Source organism: Dermabacter sp. HFH0086, from assembly GCF_000413375.1.
GTDB lineage: Bacteria > Actinomycetota > Actinomycetes > Actinomycetales > Dermabacteraceae > Dermabacter > Dermabacter hominis.
In genome coordinates, this window is sequence record NZ_KE340308.1 from 2,006,285 (window position 1) to 2,023,731 (window position 17,447).

15 protein-coding genes are annotated in these 17,447 nt (G+C 60.8%); 8 read left to right on the forward strand and 7 right to left on the reverse strand.

Annotation, left to right across the window (positions count from 1 at the left end):
- Window positions 1-148: 148 nt before the first annotated feature.
- Window positions 149-1,663 carry a peptide MFS transporter gene (locus HMPREF1484_RS08850; RefSeq protein ID WP_016664701.1) on the forward strand — a complete coding sequence of 505 codons (1,515 nt, stop codon included), beginning with the start codon at window positions 149-151 and terminating at the stop codon, window positions 1,661-1,663.
- A 39-nt stretch (window positions 1,664-1,702) separates the two neighbouring features.
- Window positions 1,703-3,763 (forward strand): CocE/NonD family hydrolase, encoded by a 2,061-nt coding sequence (locus HMPREF1484_RS08855; RefSeq protein WP_016664702.1) that lies wholly within the window; start codon window positions 1,703-1,705, stop codon window positions 3,761-3,763.
- Window positions 3,764-3,831: 68 nt separating this feature from the next.
- On the opposite strand, the gene HMPREF1484_RS10995 is transcribed toward HMPREF1484_RS08855, so the two are convergent.
- Window positions 3,832-4,185 (reverse strand): sigma factor-like helix-turn-helix DNA-binding protein, encoded by a 354-nt coding sequence (locus tag HMPREF1484_RS10995; protein ID WP_016664703.1) that lies wholly within the window; start codon window positions 4,183-4,185, stop codon window positions 3,832-3,834.
- Between the two features lie 152 nt (window positions 4,186-4,337).
- Between HMPREF1484_RS10995 and HMPREF1484_RS11575 the strand changes: the two genes are divergently transcribed.
- Complete coding sequence (locus tag HMPREF1484_RS11575) at window positions 4,338-4,502, forward strand: hypothetical protein (protein ID WP_016664704.1); 165 nt, start codon at window positions 4,338-4,340, stop codon at window positions 4,500-4,502.
- A gap of 14 nt (window positions 4,503-4,516) precedes the next feature.
- Window positions 4,517-5,350, forward strand: coding sequence for an SDR family NAD(P)-dependent oxidoreductase (locus HMPREF1484_RS08865; protein WP_016664705.1), 834 nt, complete (start codon window positions 4,517-4,519; stop codon window positions 5,348-5,350).
- Window positions 5,351-5,409: 59 nt separating this feature from the next.
- Here HMPREF1484_RS08865 and HMPREF1484_RS08870 read toward each other — a convergent pair whose 3' ends face one another.
- Entirely contained in the window at window positions 5,410-6,018 is a 609-nt protein-coding gene (locus tag HMPREF1484_RS08870) for a cation transporter (protein ID WP_016664706.1), read from the reverse strand.
- Window positions 6,003-6,443, reverse strand: a complete 441-nt coding sequence (locus tag HMPREF1484_RS11825) for a pyrimidine dimer DNA glycosylase/endonuclease V (protein ID WP_332067300.1) — start codon at window positions 6,441-6,443, stop codon at window positions 6,003-6,005. Before HMPREF1484_RS11825 ends, HMPREF1484_RS08870 begins: the two co-directional genes overlap by 16 nt.
- A gap of 142 nt (window positions 6,444-6,585) precedes the next feature.
- On the opposite strand from HMPREF1484_RS11825, the gene HMPREF1484_RS08880 reads away from it, so the two are divergent.
- From HMPREF1484_RS08880 to pepT, 3 genes are read left to right on the forward strand one after another with little or no spacing between them, the layout of a single operon-like run.
- Entirely contained in the window at window positions 6,586-7,266 is a 681-nt protein-coding gene (locus tag HMPREF1484_RS08880) for a hypothetical protein (protein ID WP_016664707.1), read from the forward strand.
- Window positions 7,267-7,300: 34 nt separating this feature from the next.
- Window positions 7,301-7,927 carry a hypothetical protein gene (locus tag HMPREF1484_RS11000; protein ID WP_016664708.1) on the forward strand — a complete coding sequence of 209 codons (627 nt, stop codon included), beginning with the start codon at window positions 7,301-7,303 and terminating at the stop codon, window positions 7,925-7,927.
- A 27-nt stretch (window positions 7,928-7,954) separates the two neighbouring features.
- Window positions 7,955-9,208, forward strand: coding sequence for a peptidase T (pepT, locus tag HMPREF1484_RS08890; protein ID WP_016664709.1), 1,254 nt, complete (start codon window positions 7,955-7,957; stop codon window positions 9,206-9,208).
- 79 nt (window positions 9,209-9,287) lie between these two features.
- On the opposite strand, the gene HMPREF1484_RS08895 is transcribed toward pepT, so the two are convergent.
- The gene (locus HMPREF1484_RS08895; RefSeq protein WP_016664710.1) at window positions 9,288-11,942 is read right to left on the reverse strand and encodes an esterase-like activity of phytase family protein; all 2,655 of its coding nucleotides are present in this window, start codon (window positions 11,940-11,942) and stop codon (window positions 9,288-9,290) included.
- 193 nt (window positions 11,943-12,135) lie between these two features.
- A complete protein-coding gene (locus tag HMPREF1484_RS08900; RefSeq protein WP_016664711.1) occupies window positions 12,136-14,163 on the reverse strand; it encodes a prolyl oligopeptidase family serine peptidase in 2,028 nt (675 codons plus the stop codon).
- A 119-nt stretch (window positions 14,164-14,282) separates the two neighbouring features.
- Between HMPREF1484_RS08900 and HMPREF1484_RS08905 the strand changes: the two genes are divergently transcribed.
- Window positions 14,283-14,705, forward strand: a complete 423-nt coding sequence (locus HMPREF1484_RS08905) for a hypothetical protein (protein ID WP_016664712.1) — start codon at window positions 14,283-14,285, stop codon at window positions 14,703-14,705.
- 23 nt (window positions 14,706-14,728) lie between these two features.
- On the opposite strand, the gene HMPREF1484_RS08910 is transcribed toward HMPREF1484_RS08905, so the two are convergent.
- Window positions 14,729-16,093 (reverse strand): hypothetical protein, encoded by a 1,365-nt coding sequence (locus HMPREF1484_RS08910; protein WP_016664713.1) that lies wholly within the window; start codon window positions 16,091-16,093, stop codon window positions 14,729-14,731.
- Between the two features lie 77 nt (window positions 16,094-16,170).
- Window positions 16,171-17,387 (reverse strand): IS3 family transposase gene (locus HMPREF1484_RS08915; protein WP_096883315.1). Its coding sequence is split into 2 segments (ribosomal slippage): window positions 16,171-17,126 and window positions 17,126-17,387, totalling 1,218 coding nucleotides; the frame shifts between segments, so codons are not numbered across the junction.
- Between the last annotated feature and the right edge of the window lie 60 nt (window positions 17,388-17,447).

Below are 17,447 nucleotides of genomic sequence, written 5' to 3' on the forward strand. Positions count from 1 at the left end.
GGCGAGACTTCTCACAGCTTCTCCCTTGCCAACCTTTACAGGCGCGCCTTGGGCGTCCACGGTAGAGGGAGCCGCAGATTGTATGCACGCATAGATACAGTGCGTTGTCGCGGCGCTCGATTCCCCCTCGCGCCACGAAAGGACTGGCATGGACGATCCCGCACCCATCGCACAGGAGCGCTTTGCCCGTGAAGCCGAACGAGACAGCGCCATCCAACAGGACCGCGCCTTCCTCGGCCACCCGCGCGGCCTCGCGACGCTCTTCGGCCTTGAGATCTGGGAAAGGTTCTCCTACTTAGGTTTCCAGGCGATCCTCGCCCTCTACTTCGCCGATGCCGTCGCTAATGGCGGCATGGGCTTTGAGGAAGGCGTCGCCTCGAGCATCGTCGCCGCCTATGGCGCGCTCGTGTACCTGCTATCGATCGTGGGGGCGTGGATTGCCGACCGAATTATCGGCACCTACCGCACGGTGCTTTTTGGCGGCATCATCATTGCTGCCGGGCACATCTTCATGGGTATCCCCGCGTCCTTCTCGACATGGCTCGGCCTAGCCCTGATCGTCCTCGGCACAGGTCTGCTCAAACCGAATGTCTCCACGAAGGTTGGGGAGCTCTACTCGAGCGAGGATGAGCGCCGCGACGCCGGGTTCTCGATCTACTACTCAGGCATCAACATCGGCGCATTTCTTGGCCCGATCATCGCGGGCTGGCTTGGCCAGGAGGTTGGCTGGCACTGGGGGTTCGCGGCCGCTGCCGTCGGTATGTTCGCGGGCGTCATTCAATATGTTGTGGGCTCGAAGAACCTCGCGGGTAACGAGGCGGCAGCACGCATCCGCGCCGCCTTCCGTGCTGACCGCGGTTTCTGGGCAACAATCGGGCTCATCGTGGCCGCCGTGATCGCCGCAGCTCTTTTCACGATCCTCGCAGAGGACGGCATCAACGCGCTCGTGAACGTCATCTCGATCGTGAGCGCGATCGTTCCGATCGTCATGCTCCTGCTCATGGCCCGCTCCCCCAAGGTTACGAAGGCCGAGCGCACGAACCTTATGCCGTATTCACTCCTGCTCATTGCCCTGGTCGCGTACAACCTCATGTACTTCCAAACGGGCAATACGCTCAACTTCATGGCGCTCAACCGCACCGAGAACTCGCTGTTTGGCTGGGGCTACCCCTCGACGTGGTACATCTCCCTCACCGCGATCGTCGAAATCATCATGGGCCCGGTTCTCGCACTCCTGTGGGTCAAGCTCGGTAAGCGCCAGCCTCACGTTGCGGCGAAAGTTGGCCTCGGCACCGTGTTCGGTGGCGCCGCCTTCCTCGTCGTAGCGCTTGGAGCGAGTGTGAGCGGCGAGGCCGCGATGCTCTCCGCGATCTGGCTCGTGATCTGTTACATCTTCCTTGGACTCGGCGATCTCGTGCTGCAAACGAGCGGCATGAGCGCGACGACAAAGCTCGCTCCACGAGCATTCGCATCTCAGACGATGGCCGTGTGGTTTGCCGCGATGGCTCTCTCTCAGGGTATCCAGGCGCAAATCGTGAAGGTCTTCGACTACGACAACGCCGCCCTCTACTTCGGTATTCAGGGCGCCCTTGTCGTGGCCTACGGCGTGTTCCTCATGACCATCACGCCCTGGCTGAAGAAGCGCATGACCCTTGTGGGATAGACCCCTCCACCGCTAGCTCGAAAGGAGTACAGCTCGTTCATGAAATACATCGACGACTTTCCCTACGACGTCACGATCGTAGAAGATTGGATTCCCCTCTCGGACGGCACGAAGCTGTGGATGAAAGCTTTCATGCCCGTCACCGATGAGAAGGTTCCCGCCCTGCTCGAATACCTTCCGTACCGCGCGGGTGACTGGACGGCGCCTCGCGACCACGAACGCCACCCCTACTACGCGGGGCACGGTTACGCATCGATCCGCGTGGATATTCGCGGCCACGGCAACTCTGACGGCGTGCCCGGCGACGAGTACGACGAGCAAGAACTAAGCGATGGCGAAGAGGTTCTCGCGTGGATCGCTGCACAGGAGTGGTGCACCGGTGATGTGGGCATGTTCGGCATTTCGTGGGGCGGCTTTAACTCGCTCCAGCTTGCCGCCCGTAAGCCGCCGCAGCTCAAGGCAATCGTCACCACATGCTCGACAGATGATCGGTATGACAATGACGTGCACTATCTCGGCGGCTCTATGCTCGCGGTGGACATGCACGCGTGGGCGGCGACGATGCTCGCGTTCGAGTCACGCCCGTCTGATCCGCGCGTGGTGGGCGATCAGTGGAAGGACCAGTGGCTCGATCGCCTGAACAAGATGGAACCGTACATCGACGAGTGGATGCACCACCAAACGCGCGACGAGTATTGGAAGCACGGATCCGCCTGCGAAGACTACGACAATATCGATGCGGCAGTTTTCGCGGTCGGTGGCTGGTTCGATCCGTACCGCGACACGGTTCTTCGCCTGTGCGAGAACCTCACTTCGCGCGGGAAGAGCGTGAAGGGCCTCATCGGTCCGTGGTCGCACCAGTACCCGGATCGCGACTTGCGCCCCGGCCCTCACATCGACTTCCTCGGGGAAACGCTCCGCTTTTGGGATCTTCATCTCAAGGGGAAGCAAACCGGCTTCGATGAGGAACCGCTGCTTCGCGCGTGGATGCTCGATTCGATGCGCCCGAGTTCGGTCTATGACGAAGTTGGCGGCACGTGGGTGGCCGAGGAATCGTGGAACACTGATGAGCGCCCCAAGGAGCGCTTCTCCTTCGCGTCGGCGAACGCACTCCCGGCCGCGGAGCGTTCGGGCAGCGAAATCCGTGTCAAGAGCCCGCAGGATACGGGTATGAGCGCGGGCCGCTACTTCCCCTTTGGCAACTCGGGTGACCTCCCCACCGATCAGCGCGTCGATGACGCAAAGAGCGCGTGCTTCGACTTCGTACTCGATACTGATGTGCGCATTCTCGGTAACGCCGCTCTTCGCTTGCGTGTGAAGTCGGCTCATCCGAAAGGGCAGGCCTACGTTCGCTTGACCGATGTTGCCCCCGATGGTTCTTCGACCCTTGTGACGCGAGGAAATATGAATTTCTCCGCACGCGAGGGCCGCGACAAAGTCGTTGAGATGCCCACCGACGAATGGGTGAATCTCGACATTCCCCTCACGGGAATCGGCTACGTGCTGCCAAAGGGTCACACTCTTCGCGTGGCCGTCTCGAGCGCGTACTGGCCGTGGGTGTGGCCGCAACCGGGGGCCGACGGTTTCTCGGTCGACATCGACGGAAGCTTCCTCGAGGTTCCCGTGCGCGAAAAGCCAGTGGAGGGTTCTGAGGCGGCATCGCGCGACGCAGCCGTCGGTTTCGCCGAAGCCGTTCAACCCATTCCCCTCGACGTCGAGTATCCCGAAGCGGGTAGGGCGGGTTCAGCTCGGCCCGAAAGGCTTGTTCAGCAGGACGTCGTGAAGCGCGAGACGATGCTGCAGGTTGACCCGGCCTACGGTGGCACGCGCGTGTACCCCGATGGCCTGCACTATGACGAGGACACGGTGGAGCGCTACTGGATTAGGTGGGATGATCCACTTTCGGCGCGCACCGAGGCTGTCTGGAATGTGGGCCTTAGGCGTCCGGATCTCGGCTGGGATGTGTCGCTCACGGCAACGACGCGAATCTCGTGTACCGCGGAGGTTTTCACCACCGAGTCGATCGTGGAGTGCCGCGATGGAGATGAGACAGTGTTTGAGAAACGCTGGAGCGAGGAGATCCCGAGGATCGCTTCGTAAGTACTTTTCTCCTGCCCACAAGCGGCGTCACCGCACGAAGGTGGCGCCGCTTTCGCGTGCCAGCTTTGCTAGCTGCTCAGCTGTGAGACGCGTTGCCGCGAGATCCCGAGGATCGTACCAATATCCTCCTGGCTAAGGCCGTCGGCTCGCATTTTTCTGATGATCGAACGGCGGATTTCCGAGGCCATTTTTGCCGCTGCCTCCGCTTCTGCGCTTGCGTGGTCGGCTCCGCGTTTAGCATCGTCATACTCGGTTACCACGCGCACCTCTTGCCCGGTGTGACCGGCATCCGCGAGAGCGCGCTGCACGAGGGGCGTGATCTGCGCGAACGTACGAGCACGGACTCGGATGCTCTCGCCGCCTATAGAGAGGGTCGCATCCCACTCTCGTCCGCTTCGCGTGGCCTTGACCTCGATCGTCATCGATTCGTCTCCTTTCGCGCACCCGGCACTACAATGATGCCACACCCTCTTGCGTATCTATCGCAACTATACCTAGCACATTGGGGGCATAAAGGAGGGTATGACGAGACCGGTAGAGTGGAGGCATCACCCCAACCGAGAAGGAGGCGCCCATGACCCCGCCGAAGTACGCCCAGGCGTTCCCGAGTGCGACCGCCGAGCAGAACATCACCGCCGCCAACGCTCGAGTCGAGGCGCGAATCGCAGGTAAGGGTGCGATCACTCCCCCTCAGTTCGCAACGCTCCTTCAGGCGTGGCGGCTCGAGAAGCTCGCGTGAGAGGCAAAGGCACCATGAGCACACATCTCTCCCCGGAAGGGCTGCGCGGCAAAGTCGCCTTCGTGACGGGCGCGTCCGGCGCACTTGGTTCCGACGCCGCCCGGGCCCTCAGCGCCCGCGGAGTTCGGCTCGCTCTCCTGGGCCGCAACACCGACAAGCTCGAGACTCTCGCCCGCGAGCTCGGTGGCCCTCAGAAGGCCCTCGCGATCGAGATGAACGTCCGCAACCTCGCCTCGGTCGAGGCTGCGGCGAAGAGCGCCGCCGACCACTTTGGCGGCATCGATATCCTCGTCGCCGGCGCAGGCATGGTGACGACTGAACTGGTCGAGGATTACTCGGCGACGGGCTTCGTGGATGACGTTGACACCAACCTCAACGGAGTGTGGCGCACCATTAAGGCCACGCTCCCCTACGTTCGCGAAGCGAAGGGGCACGTGTGCATCATTGCGTCCCTCGCCTCGTTCATTCACATGCCGGAGATGTCCGCATATTCAGCCTCGAAGGCCGGAGTGCTCGCGCTCGCTAATTCACTCAGGCTTGAGCTCGATGGAAGCGGAGTGAGCGTCGGAACCATTCACCCCTCGTTCTTCGAATCTGCTCTCGGGGACGCGCTCACCACCTCTCCGCTCCTGAATCGCGCAAGCGGTAACTTCGGCGGGCTCTTCACCCCGATCAAACGCGAGGACGTCGTTGCCGCGATCGTCACAAACATCGAGCGTCGCTCACGGGTCGTGGTGCTACCGAAGGCGTTTTCGGCCCTCGCCCTCGTACCTGGTCTCGGCCAGCGCGTAATCGAACCGTATCTCACGCACAATCTTCGAAAGACGGCCCAGAAACTCTCGCGTTAGCGGGCGATCCCCCAGCTCTCAAGGGTCCGATCAATCATTCCGTGACGCCAACGAGCGCCCTAAGCCTCCAGCTCCGGCTCCTCCGCTCGGGCCTGCTCGAACACCTCTTTTGCCGCACCGAGATTGACAAGCCCAATGACGATGCCCACTGCGACGTCGGGGAGAACCGAATGCCACACGAGGGTGAGAAGGCCCGCCGCAATGATGAGGACGTTCGCGAGCACATCATTGCGGGCGGCGAGCCATGTGCCGCGCACGAGAGCGTTGTGACCCGCGCGTAGGTGTACGAGGAGCACGGCACAGCAAGCGTTAATCACGAGCGCTGCAAGGGCTGTTCCGGAAAGCGCAAACGGTTCCGGTGGCAGTCCCGTGAGGAGCTTGTGAATCGCCATCGCGAACGCAGCGCCCGCGGGAATAAGGATGAGGCATGCGAGCCCGTAGGAGGCTTTCCGTCTGCTCTCCAGCGGCCATGCGAGGGCGAGGAGAACGAGGGAGTTGATGAGGAAATCCTCGAGAAAGTCTGCTGCATCGGCGAGCAGAGAGGCGGAGCCGATCGCGAAGGCGAGTATCGCCTCACCGAGGCAGCCGGCGAGGTTGAGGAGCGCGACGATCAGTATTATCCGCCGCGCACGAGCGTCAAGTTCCGGTGCATTCACGGCCTCTCCCATGATTCAAGATCTCCTTCCCTCACGTGAAAAAGAGGATGTGGCTCAAGCGCAGCGCCCTCGGGCGGGACCCCTTGCCAGCCTGGTTCGCGTTCCCGCACCTTCCTTCGCAAGTGTTCGGCTTCAAACGTTAGCTGACCGGTAGTAACCGAGAGAGAGCCGTCGAGTTGCCCGGGCGCGTGAATTTTCGAATGATCAAACGAGTATCCACGGGAATCTGCCTCACGCGCGATCCCTAAAAGGAATGCCCCGATGCTCCCTTGGGGATCGGCGCTCTCTCGAAACCGCTCGAGTTGGGGATGCTTCGTATATCCCTTAGTGAGGCCCGCAAGCACCTTTTGCGCCAAGAGTGCCTCCCGCCAGCAGGCGACGAGCGCCATCCGATCAAGGTAGGCGGGATGCAAAGACCACAGCCGCAAATGAAACACCCTTTCGTGGCGAAGAGAAATGCACGCCTCTAGCTATTCGAACCGTGCTGTGGCCTAATAGCCAGTTACCCAGGTAGTGTGTGACGTAACCGACGTTTCCGGCCCCGTTCAAGCGGCGCCACGCGGGTTGAAAGGGAAAGCGATGTCAGCACAGCAACCACCCCAGCAAACGCAGGGCTACCCGCAACCGCCATTGGGGCCCGAGAAGTCGCCCGGAAGGCGGGCAGTCGTCATCTGGTCGTGTATCGCGGCAGCGGGCCTCTTCCTCATTCTTGCGGTGGCGGCAATCGCGGCATTCGTGTTGTGGAATGGATCGAAAGACGAGTCTCCAGCTGCGCCCGCGACGACTCAAACGTCGCCGTCACCGGTACCCTCTGACCCCACCTCCGAGGGCCCCACTTCCCCGCCCGACGAAACTGAATCGCCTACACCTGTCGCACCACCAACGACCAACACGCCCTCCGCACCGACACCGAAGTCTGCTGAAGAAGCGAAGGCGGCACTGCACTCGGCACTGCCGGAGAAAATCGAAAACTGGGTCCTCAAGGATATTGGTGGGGACAAGATCTATAAGGACGGGGATCGTCGGATCAGCTTCCTCGTGATCAGCCTTTCCGAAGACCCTTCCAACCCCTCGGAGGGCCGTGAGGGTGAACAGGTGTTTGAGCGCGGCAGCTGCGGCCTAAATGCCCACAACCCCGAGGCGATCACCTGCCTTATTTTTCCGCGCGCAACGGGAAACACCGCGTATTACATGACATCGAAGTACTCCGATATGGAGGAAATGGTTCGCGTTTCGAAAGCCGTGATCGAGGGTAAGTAGCCCCACGAAGCGCGCGTAAAGACAGGGGGAAACCATGGCTAGCCCGCACAACCTGCAGAATCGGACACGATCGCCGCTGGCGATAGTTTTTGCGGCCTGCGGCTGCCTCATCGCCGCAGTTGTAGCAGTGATCATGATCGCGGTCGCCGCGATCATCATCAATATGCCCAAAGCCGCAAACCCGCCGTCGCCAACGTCTAGTACGTCGACGTCATCGTCTAGTCCGTCGGCGTCGGCCGATGAAACCTCACCCCCACCTGCCTCCCCCACGCCTGGCGTCCCTCAGCCGACGCCAGGCCGTCCGTCAACGAACACGGGAGATAACACCGACGACACCATAAACGCCCGCCTTCCCGACACCGTCGGTGAGTGGAATCTCGCCCACATCGGCACAAGGCCCATCTACGCGCGCGGCGAAAACACCATTTCGATCCTCGTCACCGACATCGCCGACGACAAAGCCACTGCGGAAGATCCCTCGTGGGGGCTCGAAGGTGAGAAGGTTTTCGACCGTGGTGTGTGCGCGCCGCATCCCGATGGCCGCGGAGGCTTCATGTGTTGGGTATGGCCCAAGGACCTCCCCGACACCGTGTTTTCAGTGCAGTCTCGCGATGCGTCGATGGAGGAAATCATTAAGGTCGCGGAGGCCGTCCGAGGCTGACCCCGACTCGTACCGAAAGAACCGCCGATGACAGCAAAGTCAATCCAAGATGCCCTCGCCGAGCGTTTCCTGCGTTACTCGGCGATTTCGAGCCAGTCCGATGCGTCTTCGACAACCGTTCCCACAAGTGAGGGGCAGTGGGAGCTTGCACGTTTGCTCAAGAGCGAACTCGAGCAGGCAGGGGCCGAGGCAATTCACCTCAGCGACACGTGTGTGCTCACCGCCAAGATTCCCGCGAACCTTCCCGGGGATGCCGCGGCCCCCGCGATTGGTTTTTGCACCCACCTCGACACGGTCGATGTGAATCTTTCCCCTGAGGTAAAAGCCCGCGTGATCGAGTACGACGGCGGGGACGTGTGCCTCAGCGAAGCGAACGACGTCTGGCTGCGCGAGAGTGAGCACCCCGAGATCGCTCGTTACAAGGGCGAGAGGATCCTCGTGACGGATGGTACGAGCGTTCTCGGCGCGGACGACAAGGCGGGGGTCACGTCAGTCATGGAGGCAGCGGTGTGTCTGTTGCAGGATCCGACGGTCCCTCACGGCGACGTGTACCTGAGCTTCGTGCCGGACGAAGAGATTGGCCTGCGGGGCGTTCGCACGATGGACCTTGCGCGCTTCCCCGTCGAGTACGCGTTCACGCTCGATTCGTGCGAGCTTGGAGCGGTTGTGGAGTCGACCTTCAACGCGGCGAGCGTAAGAATCGACATCGTTGGTGTTTCCGCTCACCCCATGAACTCCAAGGGAAACATGGTGAACCCGATCCTCATCGCGCACGACATCATCGACCAATTCGATCGGGAGGAGACCCCGGAGTGCACGGAGGGCCGCGAGTCCTACATTTGGGTGAACGCTATCGAGGGGAATCAGACTACGGCGCACATCGGTATCGCTGTGCGGGACCACGACCGTGCGGGCTACAAAGAAAAGAAGCAGCGTATACGCGATATTGCGGCGCGCGTGTCGCAGGCACATCCTCGGGCGAAGGTCACCGTCGACATTGAGGACGTGTACGGCAACATCGAGGATGCGAAAACAGAAGAGAACGCGGTCGCAACCGACAGTATTGTGAAGGCAATGGCACAGCTCGGCATTGAGCCGATCCACCTGTCGATGCGCGGCGGCACGGACGGTTCGTGGCTTTCGCGTCAGGGAATCTTCACGCCGAACTTCTTTACGGGCGCGCATAATTTCCACTCGGTGTTCGAGTTTTTGCCGCTTAACGCCTTTGAGAAGAGTTTCGAGATGGTCAATACGCTCATTCGACAGGCGGCGCAGCAGTGACGCTCACGTTCTGAGCCGTGAAAGGGCCGGCGGCCTCCCCGGGGAGATCGCCGGCCCTCGTGTTCGCGGGAAAGACCGCTTAGCGCTTGCGTACGGAGCGAGCGACGAGCGTTCCGCCAACGCCGAGCAGCACGAGAGCTCCAAGCGCGGTCACGAGGTAGGCGCTGCCTTCAACGCCTGTACGCGGAAGCGGCACGTGGGCCTTCTTCTTCCCTTGACTTGTCCGGCGGGTGGGCTCCTCAGCCTTCGCCGGTGCCTTCGCTGGCGCTTCGACCGGGTTCGACGGCCCATCGGCAGGCGCGGGGGCAGGCTTCTCAGGTGCTTCACCCGCGCCCTCGTCCTCGCCTGTTTCGTCATCGGCGGGATCACCAGGGAGGTCCTCCGACGGCTGCGTGCCTTCATCGGAGGCGACATCGAAGGCGTCACCGACCTTGCCGAGGCGGAGGAAGACCGTCTCGCCAGTTGCGTCATCGAGGCCGTCGTTATCGGTGACGGCGTACATCGAGCCGTCCTTTGCGACGGTGAAGCCTTCGAGCTTCTCCTGGGTCCAGCCGCCAGTTGCACGCAGCTTCGGCAGAACGTCGAGGACCTTGCCCTTATCGAGCGCGATCGGCGCGCCGTTCGCGGCTGCGACTTCGTCTTCGCTGGGAAGCGCTACCTGAACGAGCTGCTTCACCTCGGCGTCGGGGCCGTTGAGCTTATCGCGTTCGATGAGCACGAGGGTATCGCCGACGATGGTGAGCTCAGAAAAGCCCATCCAGTCGCCCTTCGTGTCGGTCGCGGTGAGCTCGACCGTGTACCAGTTCGATGCTTTGGTCGTGGTGTTGTAGCGACCGATGCGTGCGACGTTTCCCTCCTGGGCCTCGAGAGGCTTCGCACTCGGGTCTTTCCACAGCGGGCGTTGGATCGCGACGAAGACCTCTTCTTCGCCCTTCTCGTTGATGCGTGCGTCGATGCCCTCGAGACCCCACTTGCCAATGTGCGCGGAAACGTCCTCGGGAAGTGCGATTTCTTCCTGGATATTGAGGTCGGCATCGGTGCGCACGATGCGGTTTTTGTCGCCCGTCTTGCCTTCGGAGGCAAGCCAGAAGCCGCCGTCTTCGCGCTGGCTGAGCCCCTCGATGTCGAGACCTTCGGCGACTGCGCCATCGCGCTTGACGGCGCGGCGCTCGGTGATGAGAGCAGGTTCTTTCGACGCGTCGATCGTGTAGACATAGGGGACATCGAGTGCCGCGTCAGACGCTGCGTAAAGCGTGGAAGCGTCGGACTTGCTCGCGGCGAGGGAACCGAGCGCCGTCCACGGAACCGCGTGGCCGTCTTCGGATTTCGCAGAGACGATGCTCGGCTGGGCGGTTTCGGGGGCATCGGCACCGAGCTTGTAGAGGTTCACGGCACTGCGCACACGAGCGGAGGCGTCGTCGGTCTCGCTCGAGACGGCGAGAAGATTACGGCCGGGGATGGGCAGAATTCCTTCGGGGCCGTTCGTTGTGAACAGCAACTGCTCGAAGGTGGGTGCGGCCGGGTTCTCCACGTTGTAGACCGCAACGAAGTTGGAGCGCTCCGAGGCGACGAAGGCGTAGCGGACGCCTTCGATTTCAGCCACGGCGAGCCCTTCAATCTCGGGACCCTTTTTGCCAGCGCGCTTTTCGTTGTGCAGACCGTACTTGTTCGCGATTTCCTCGATCGAATTGCCGGCATCCCACACGACGGCGCCCTTGGTGTCGAAGACGGTCCAGCCTCGCGAGCCGCCCTTCCAGTCGCCTTCGTTCGCGGTGGCAACGTGCTCGTCATCGATCCACGCAATCGCGTCGGGTTCGCGCGGAATTCTAGTGAGCGATTCGGTCGGCTGGATATCGCCGTCCTTCTTCACGTCGATGCCGTCGAGGTTCACCGTGCCGGCGGTGAACACGCTCGTGATCTCGTTCGTGTTGAGATCGATAATCGCGACGCCGTTGTTCTCCTGGAGCGTGACGGCGAGCTCGTTCTTCGAGTTGATCGACACGTACTCGGGCTCGAGGTCCTCGGGCGTGTCGAGGCCGGCCTTCTTCACGATGTCGAGAACCTCACCGTTGCTGTCTGTGAAGCGCACGGGGACGGTCGTCCAGGTCGAGGGGTCGCCATCGAGCTTGAGTGTTTGCACGAAGCCCGTAGGCATTTGCGGCAAACCGCCCTCGACGTCCGTGCGTTCTTCATCGCGCTGGTTCTCGATCGCAATTGCGGCAATCGAGCCATCCTTGTTGATAGCGATCGAGTCGGGCTGGCCTTCGAGGTCGATCGAGGCGACCTTTTCTCGCGTGCTGACCTTGAGTACGTCGACGCGTCCCTTCGGATGCTCAAAGTCGCCGCCGGTCTCATCGATCACGACGAGCACGTAATCTCCGGCGACGGCAACCGAGGTGGGCTGGTCATCGGCGTGGCCAAGCTCGGCGAGCGAAACGCTGCCAGCTCCCTTGGGGGCGTTCGGGTCGGTGATGTCGAGGAACCCGATGCGCTTACCTGCAGCGTCGGTGTAGATGAGGGTGTTGCCGTCTTCACTCACGGTCGAAATTTCGGCGACGGTTTCATCCGCGGGATCAACCCCCTCGGGGGCATTCATATACACCGGGTAAGTCGCGGTGCGTGCGAAGGGGCTTTCGACGTTCTCGTCGCCCTCGGCGAGAGCGGGGATAGCAAGGCCGAGGCCGAGCGAGCACACGAGGGCACTTGCCGCGAAGATTGAGGAGGTACGCTTCACGTCTTTGACTTTCTAAGAGATGCAGGATCGTTCACGCGCGCCGGGGAAAATTTCACGCACCCCCATCTTTGCCCCACCCGGTAAACGCACGGTTACGCAGCGGCGAGTGTTGGTTGAATCGCTCCGCTTGCAGCAGGAAAAACGCGGCCCGACGGCACCCTAGGAACCGCCGAGCCGCGCAGCGGGTATCGCGCTAACCGAGCAGGTCTGGGTAGTCGGTCTCTACCCCTTTGACGTGGCGGTCCACGAACGCGAGGACAGTCGAGTACCACGTGAACGCGTTGTTCGGCGTCAGCACCCAGTGATTCTCATTCGGGAAGTAGAGGAACCTGTGAGGGTTCTCCTCGGGGCTCTTGCCCGAGGCCTCAAGCAGCTCGTACCAGAGACGCAGACCCTCTCCGATCGGAACGCGGTAATCCTTATCGCCGTGGATCACGAGCATGGGCGCGACAATCTCCCCCACTGAATCAGCGGGGTTGTATTCGGCCACATGAGCATCATCGATGTGGGCACCCCAGTGCTGGCCAGCGTCGGTCGTGTGGCGGAACTGGTCGATATTCCACAGGGACGCATGCGTGACGATGCAGTCGAAGAAGTCTCCCGTGTGGCCCGCTACCCAGTTCGCCATGTAGCCGCCGTAGGATCCGCCAAGCGCGGCCTTCTTACTTTCGTCAATCTCGGGGCGTTCGAGTGCTGCCTTCGTGGCCCGCATGATGTCGTCGAACGGGCTTCCGCCGAGCTGGTCCCAACCGCGGTCGATCATGCCTTGGCCGTACCCGGTCGAGATGGCGGGGTCGGGAAGGAGCACCGCGTAGCCACGGGCGACGGCCGTCCACGGGTTCCAGCGCCAACTCCAGCTGTTCCACGAGCCGAAGGGGCCACCGTGAATCCACAAAAGAAGCGGCGCAGGGTTTGTTTCACTCGCGTCCTTCGGCATGCACAGCCACGAGCGCACGCTCGTGCCATCCTCGGCTTCAATGCTGAATTCCGTGAGATCGCCGGGCACCTCGGGAGCCTCAAGACGAGCATCGATGCGGCTCACCTCGCGCGTGTCGGGATCGAGACGCACGGGAAGAGGCGGCTGGTCGATGGCGTCCTGAAGCGCCACAAGGGTTCCGCTTCGCTCATCAAGGGCGAGGTGGGAGTAGTGGAACTTCCCTTCGGTGAGGAGCCCGACGGTTCCTTCCTCAGTATCGAGCTTGAAGATTCCGCCGCGGCCTTCATGATCGGCCGTAAAGTAAATGTTTTTGCCACAAGGCGTGATCGCGACACAGCCAATCCAGTCGGAGAAATTCGTCGCCGTCACAGTGCGCTCGCCGGTTTCAAGGTTGTAGATCGAGTACTCGAGCTTCAGCGGCACCGTTCGGCTCACCGCCTGCTCACGGGCAAGGAGGAGGTAATCCCCCGCGGGGCTCACCGCTTCGAGCATGTGATGGATGCCGTCTTCTTCGGCAAGTGTCGTGACGGATCCGGACTCAACGTCGATCTTCACCACGGTACTGAAAGAGTTGATCCCGCGCACCGTGCGATTCAGCGTCGCGTAAATGAAGCGACCGTCGGAACTAATCTGGGCACCCGAGACCCGTTCATGAGGGGCAAAGTGGGTGAGCTGGCGAAGCTCGAGTTGGGCGTCGCCGTCCTCGGTATCGAGCGGCTCGGCAACGAAGATCTGGCTCACGGTAGGGCCAAGGTCGTGATCCCATGCCCGCACGGGATAGCCGGTGTGGAGGATGCCCGTAAATTTCTTGTCTTCGCGCTCTTTCGCGATGCGAGCGTCGTCTTCGGCGTCCTTCGCGTGAGGATGCACCCCGCTCACGAGCGCGATGTGACCGCTTTCGCGCGCAACGCTAAGACCACCAAAGCCCGAGTACCGCTTCGCGACGACGCGGGCCTCTCCCCCGCCGCTCGGAAGAAGAAAGAGGCGCTGTTCGCTGTCGTCATCGCCCGTGTCGCGCTTTGCCGTGAAGAGAATGTCGCCCTCATTGGTGATGCCCGCGAGGGCCTCCCCTTCGAGGCCGCGCGTGAGACGGCGTGGCTTGCGGGTGTCGCCTCCGCCGCACGGAAGCTCCCACAGAGCACTCACATACGCGTTTTTCTTCTGATTGAGTTCGGTGCGTACCGCGATAAGGCGGTCGCCTGCGGGCGAAAGTGCCAGGCCAGAAAAGCGCGGCTCCGCGATGAACTGTGTCAGGTCATGAAAAATTGTTGCTGTCTCAGTCATGGAGCAAGCCTAGCGAGGAAAGCGCACAGTGTGCTGCGCGTCTCACCCAGAGGAAGTCGGCCCGCGACAAACGAAAAACCCCACGCGCTCATACCGGCAACCTGGGGTTTTAGTTCGACGTGGGACTGTTCTCCTCGCATGCAAACGAACTACGGAAGGCACACCATCACCTCTCAACCGAACAAGCCCGCGAGCTTCGGCAGGAGAAGGGACGCCGTAAGTGCACGACGCAGCCGCGACTCTCAGACGAGAAGGCCGGCGAGATCGTCAAAGCCTATGAAGCAGGGAAGACGGTCTACGAGCTCGCCGCCGAGTACGGCTGTCATCGAGTGACGATCAGTGCTGCCCTGAAGCGGCAAGGCGTCGTCCTCCGACGCACTTCACCGACCGCTGAACAGATCGACGAGATGGTTCGCCTCTATGAATCTGGGCTGTCGCTAGCAAGGGTCGGTGAACAGTTCGGTGTGAACGCCAGCACCGTGCTCGCCCAGTTGCGTAAGAAGAACGTACGGACGCGGGACGTGCATGGACGGGTTCGATAGTTTTCGATTCAAGGAATAGCTTACTACCAGTAGATCGCGACGAACTCCACGTCTAGCAGCAATGGCTCATCGCCTTCTTTAGGTTCTGGAGCCGTCGGCGCGGCATGACTGAGCGAGCTTGAGGCCGGGAAGAGCGAGAGCCCGACAGCTTCGCGGGCCGCAGTACGAAGCTCCAGCGCGCGCGCCGAGTCGAGTTCCCCACCGACCAACTCGAGCACGAAACTCGTGATCAACGAGAAGGCGCTCGTTTGATCTGACACGGTCGCTGAACGCGACTTCAGCTCCGCGATGCGTTGAGCGACGGCTTCCTCCTGGTCAGGTTCCAGCGACCAAGAGACTTCACGAAGAAGTGAATCGACGTAGTGCAACAGTGCGGCGGCGAGCTTCGCATCGGGCGCACTCTCGACCGGCTTGGAAGATGCACGGCTGAACGGGACACGTCCAGCAGCATTGATCTGCTCCACGAGATTCGGTGTGACGTCTGTGAACAAGTCAGCAAGTTTTACTGGTGTCCAAGATTCCTGAAGACCGGATTGAGAGATTCGTGCGAGCACGGTGAACTCGGCTTCCGAGAAAAGGACTCGACGTAGATCTTTCCAATAGGCTTCTTGTTCGGTCACCCCAACGATCTCTAGCGGCTGATTCTTGAGCTTGAGCCCTTCGATGAGCTGCTTGTGTGCGACGTACTTGACCTCGTCGATCTCCACAACAACGTAGTCGACTGCGACCGCTCGGATCGGCACCAATCCCGCAAGTAGCCTTTTCAAGATCTTGTTGATCGGCTGAACTTCCTGCAGGGTTGCAAGTCCGCCCTCGGCGGCGAACATTTCTGGATAGTCTTCGGCCATTGACGTGAACTCAGAGACCATCGTGCCGAGGTGAAACACCGGATCAGCGGCGAGCTTTACACGTAGTTCAACCAGTTTTCCGCGGTGCAGTTCTGCTTCAGAGGCAAGCTCGGAGAGCGTGTCAATCTTCTTGAGACTCTCGATGTCTTTTGCGGGGGTACCAACGACAATGGGTTCGATGATTCGGAGTCCATCAATAGAATGCAGGTCGCGAAATCGGGACTGGGCAGTGGCCTTGCGGGACGTCTGGATCGTGCTGCTGTTGTTCGTCTGATAGCGCGAGGTGGTCTCAGCCTTGGCGATCACCCCAGGACTGACACCTGCCGTCGCGTCAATCGATGCTTCGCTACCCTCGCTGGCCTGCTCAGACTTGGAATCCGTCACCTCGCCGTTCTGCGAGGACAAAAGACTTAAGAGACTTACTTCGTCGAGATAGATGAACTCGCGAAGATCTGGGCGTTTCGGATCAGCCGTAGTTTGGTTGGGTACGACGGCGGGCTTCCTGCGAAACAAACGCTGCCACCACGATGCCGCACTCATGCCGCTACCTCCGCCATGACAGATCGACGAGTGGGGTTACCCGCAAATCGTGGACACGTAGTGGAGCTACCTAGTGGTTAGGCAGCTATTTCTTTTCTGCTAGTGATTAGACCAATTTGGTTCTCAAAGTCGACGGGGCTGACCATACCGAGTGCGGAATGTCGGCGTCGACGGTTGTAGACGACTTCAATCCAGTAGGCAACGGCCTTGCGTGCAGCATCACGGGTCGTCCAGCGCTTACGGTCGTAGAACTCGGTTTTAAGCGTCGACCAGAACGACTCAGCCATCGCGTTATCGAAGCACACACCAGTACGCCCCACGGACTGAGCAATGCTCAGGCTGCGGCAAACCTCCCAGAGCTGCTCGCTAGTGAATTGAGCTCCGCGGTCAGCGTGAAACACCAGCCCATCAGGAACGTCACCACGCAACGTGTGCGCCATCCGCAGGGCTCGCTCGACCAGGGAAGTATCTTGAACGCTATCCATAGCCCAGCCCAGCACCCGGCGGGAATGGCCATCGCGGACCGCGCACAAGTACAACCAGCCTTCACCGGTGCGCAAGTAGGTAATATCTGACATCCACACCCGGTTGAGCTCACCAGTATCAAACATGCGCTTGACCAGGTCAGGAAGCGTGGACTTACGCTTAGCTTGAATCGTTGTCACCGGGACAAAGGCCCGCGGTGAAATCCCCTCAATCCCCATCATGCACATCCGTTTAGCCACAGTCTTACGGTTAAGCGCAATGTGGTAGCGCTCGGCAAGTTCTGCGGTGATCCGCGGCGCACCATAAACCTCATCGGAGTCTTTCCAAATCCGGTGAATCTTGCGGTCAACATCATCGTAAAATGCTGCACGATCATCTTCGCCCGATAGTCGCTTCTGCTGCGTATGGGCCCATTTGTAGTATCCAGACCGAGACACTTTTAAAAGCCGTGCCATGCGCTTGATGCTGTAGTTCGCCTTCTCCTGCTGCATCAATTCGAACTTTTCTGCTCGCGTTGCTTCGCAGCGAAGAAGGCTGTCGCTTTTGACAAAAACTCGTTATCCATCTTGGCTTCAGCCAGCTCCCGACGAAGACGAGCATTCTCAGCACGAAGATCAGCCTCGCTCATCCCATCTGATGCTCCTCGGCGCTCACGCTCGAGTTTGACCCACCGGCCTAAAAGCCCGGCGGACACACCAATCTTCTTAGCCACATGAGCAATCGGACGCCGCGACTCTATTACCAGGTTCGCGGCTTCACGCCGATACTCCGGCGTGTACTTCTTGCGCTGTTGACTCACAATGAACATCCTCTCCTACGGACACAAGATCCGCACTAATAGGGTGTCCACTAAACGAGGGTAACCTCA

What these genes read in the sequence shown, in the direction of transcription:
- HMPREF1484_RS08850 (WP_016664701.1), top strand. Translation starts at nt 149, where the DNA reads ATGGACGATCCCGCACCCATCGCACAGGAGCGCTTTGCCCGTGAAGCC.
- HMPREF1484_RS08855 (WP_016664702.1), top strand. Translation starts at nt 1,703, where the DNA reads ATGAAATACATCGACGACTTTCCCTACGACGTCACGATCGTAGAAGAT.
- HMPREF1484_RS10995 (WP_016664703.1), bottom strand. Translation starts at nt 4,185, where the DNA reads ATGACGATCGAGGTCAAGGCCACGCGAAGCGGACGAGAGTGGGATGCG.
- HMPREF1484_RS11575 (WP_016664704.1), top strand. Translation starts at nt 4,338, where the DNA reads ATGACCCCGCCGAAGTACGCCCAGGCGTTCCCGAGTGCGACCGCCGAG.
- HMPREF1484_RS08865 (WP_016664705.1), top strand. Translation starts at nt 4,517, where the DNA reads ATGAGCACACATCTCTCCCCGGAAGGGCTGCGCGGCAAAGTCGCCTTC.
- HMPREF1484_RS08870 (WP_016664706.1), bottom strand. Translation starts at nt 6,018, where the DNA reads ATGGGAGAGGCCGTGAATGCACCGGAACTTGACGCTCGTGCGCGGCGG.
- HMPREF1484_RS08880 (WP_016664707.1), top strand. Translation starts at nt 6,586, where the DNA reads ATGTCAGCACAGCAACCACCCCAGCAAACGCAGGGCTACCCGCAACCG.
- HMPREF1484_RS11000 (WP_016664708.1), top strand. Translation starts at nt 7,301, where the DNA reads ATGGCTAGCCCGCACAACCTGCAGAATCGGACACGATCGCCGCTGGCG.
- pepT (WP_016664709.1), top strand. Translation starts at nt 7,955, where the DNA reads ATGACAGCAAAGTCAATCCAAGATGCCCTCGCCGAGCGTTTCCTGCGT.
- HMPREF1484_RS08900 (WP_016664711.1), bottom strand. Translation starts at nt 14,163, where the DNA reads ATGACTGAGACAGCAACAATTTTTCATGACCTGACACAGTTCATCGCG.
- HMPREF1484_RS08910 (WP_016664713.1), bottom strand. Translation starts at nt 16,093, where the DNA reads ATGAGTGCGGCATCGTGGTGGCAGCGTTTGTTTCGCAGGAAGCCCGCC.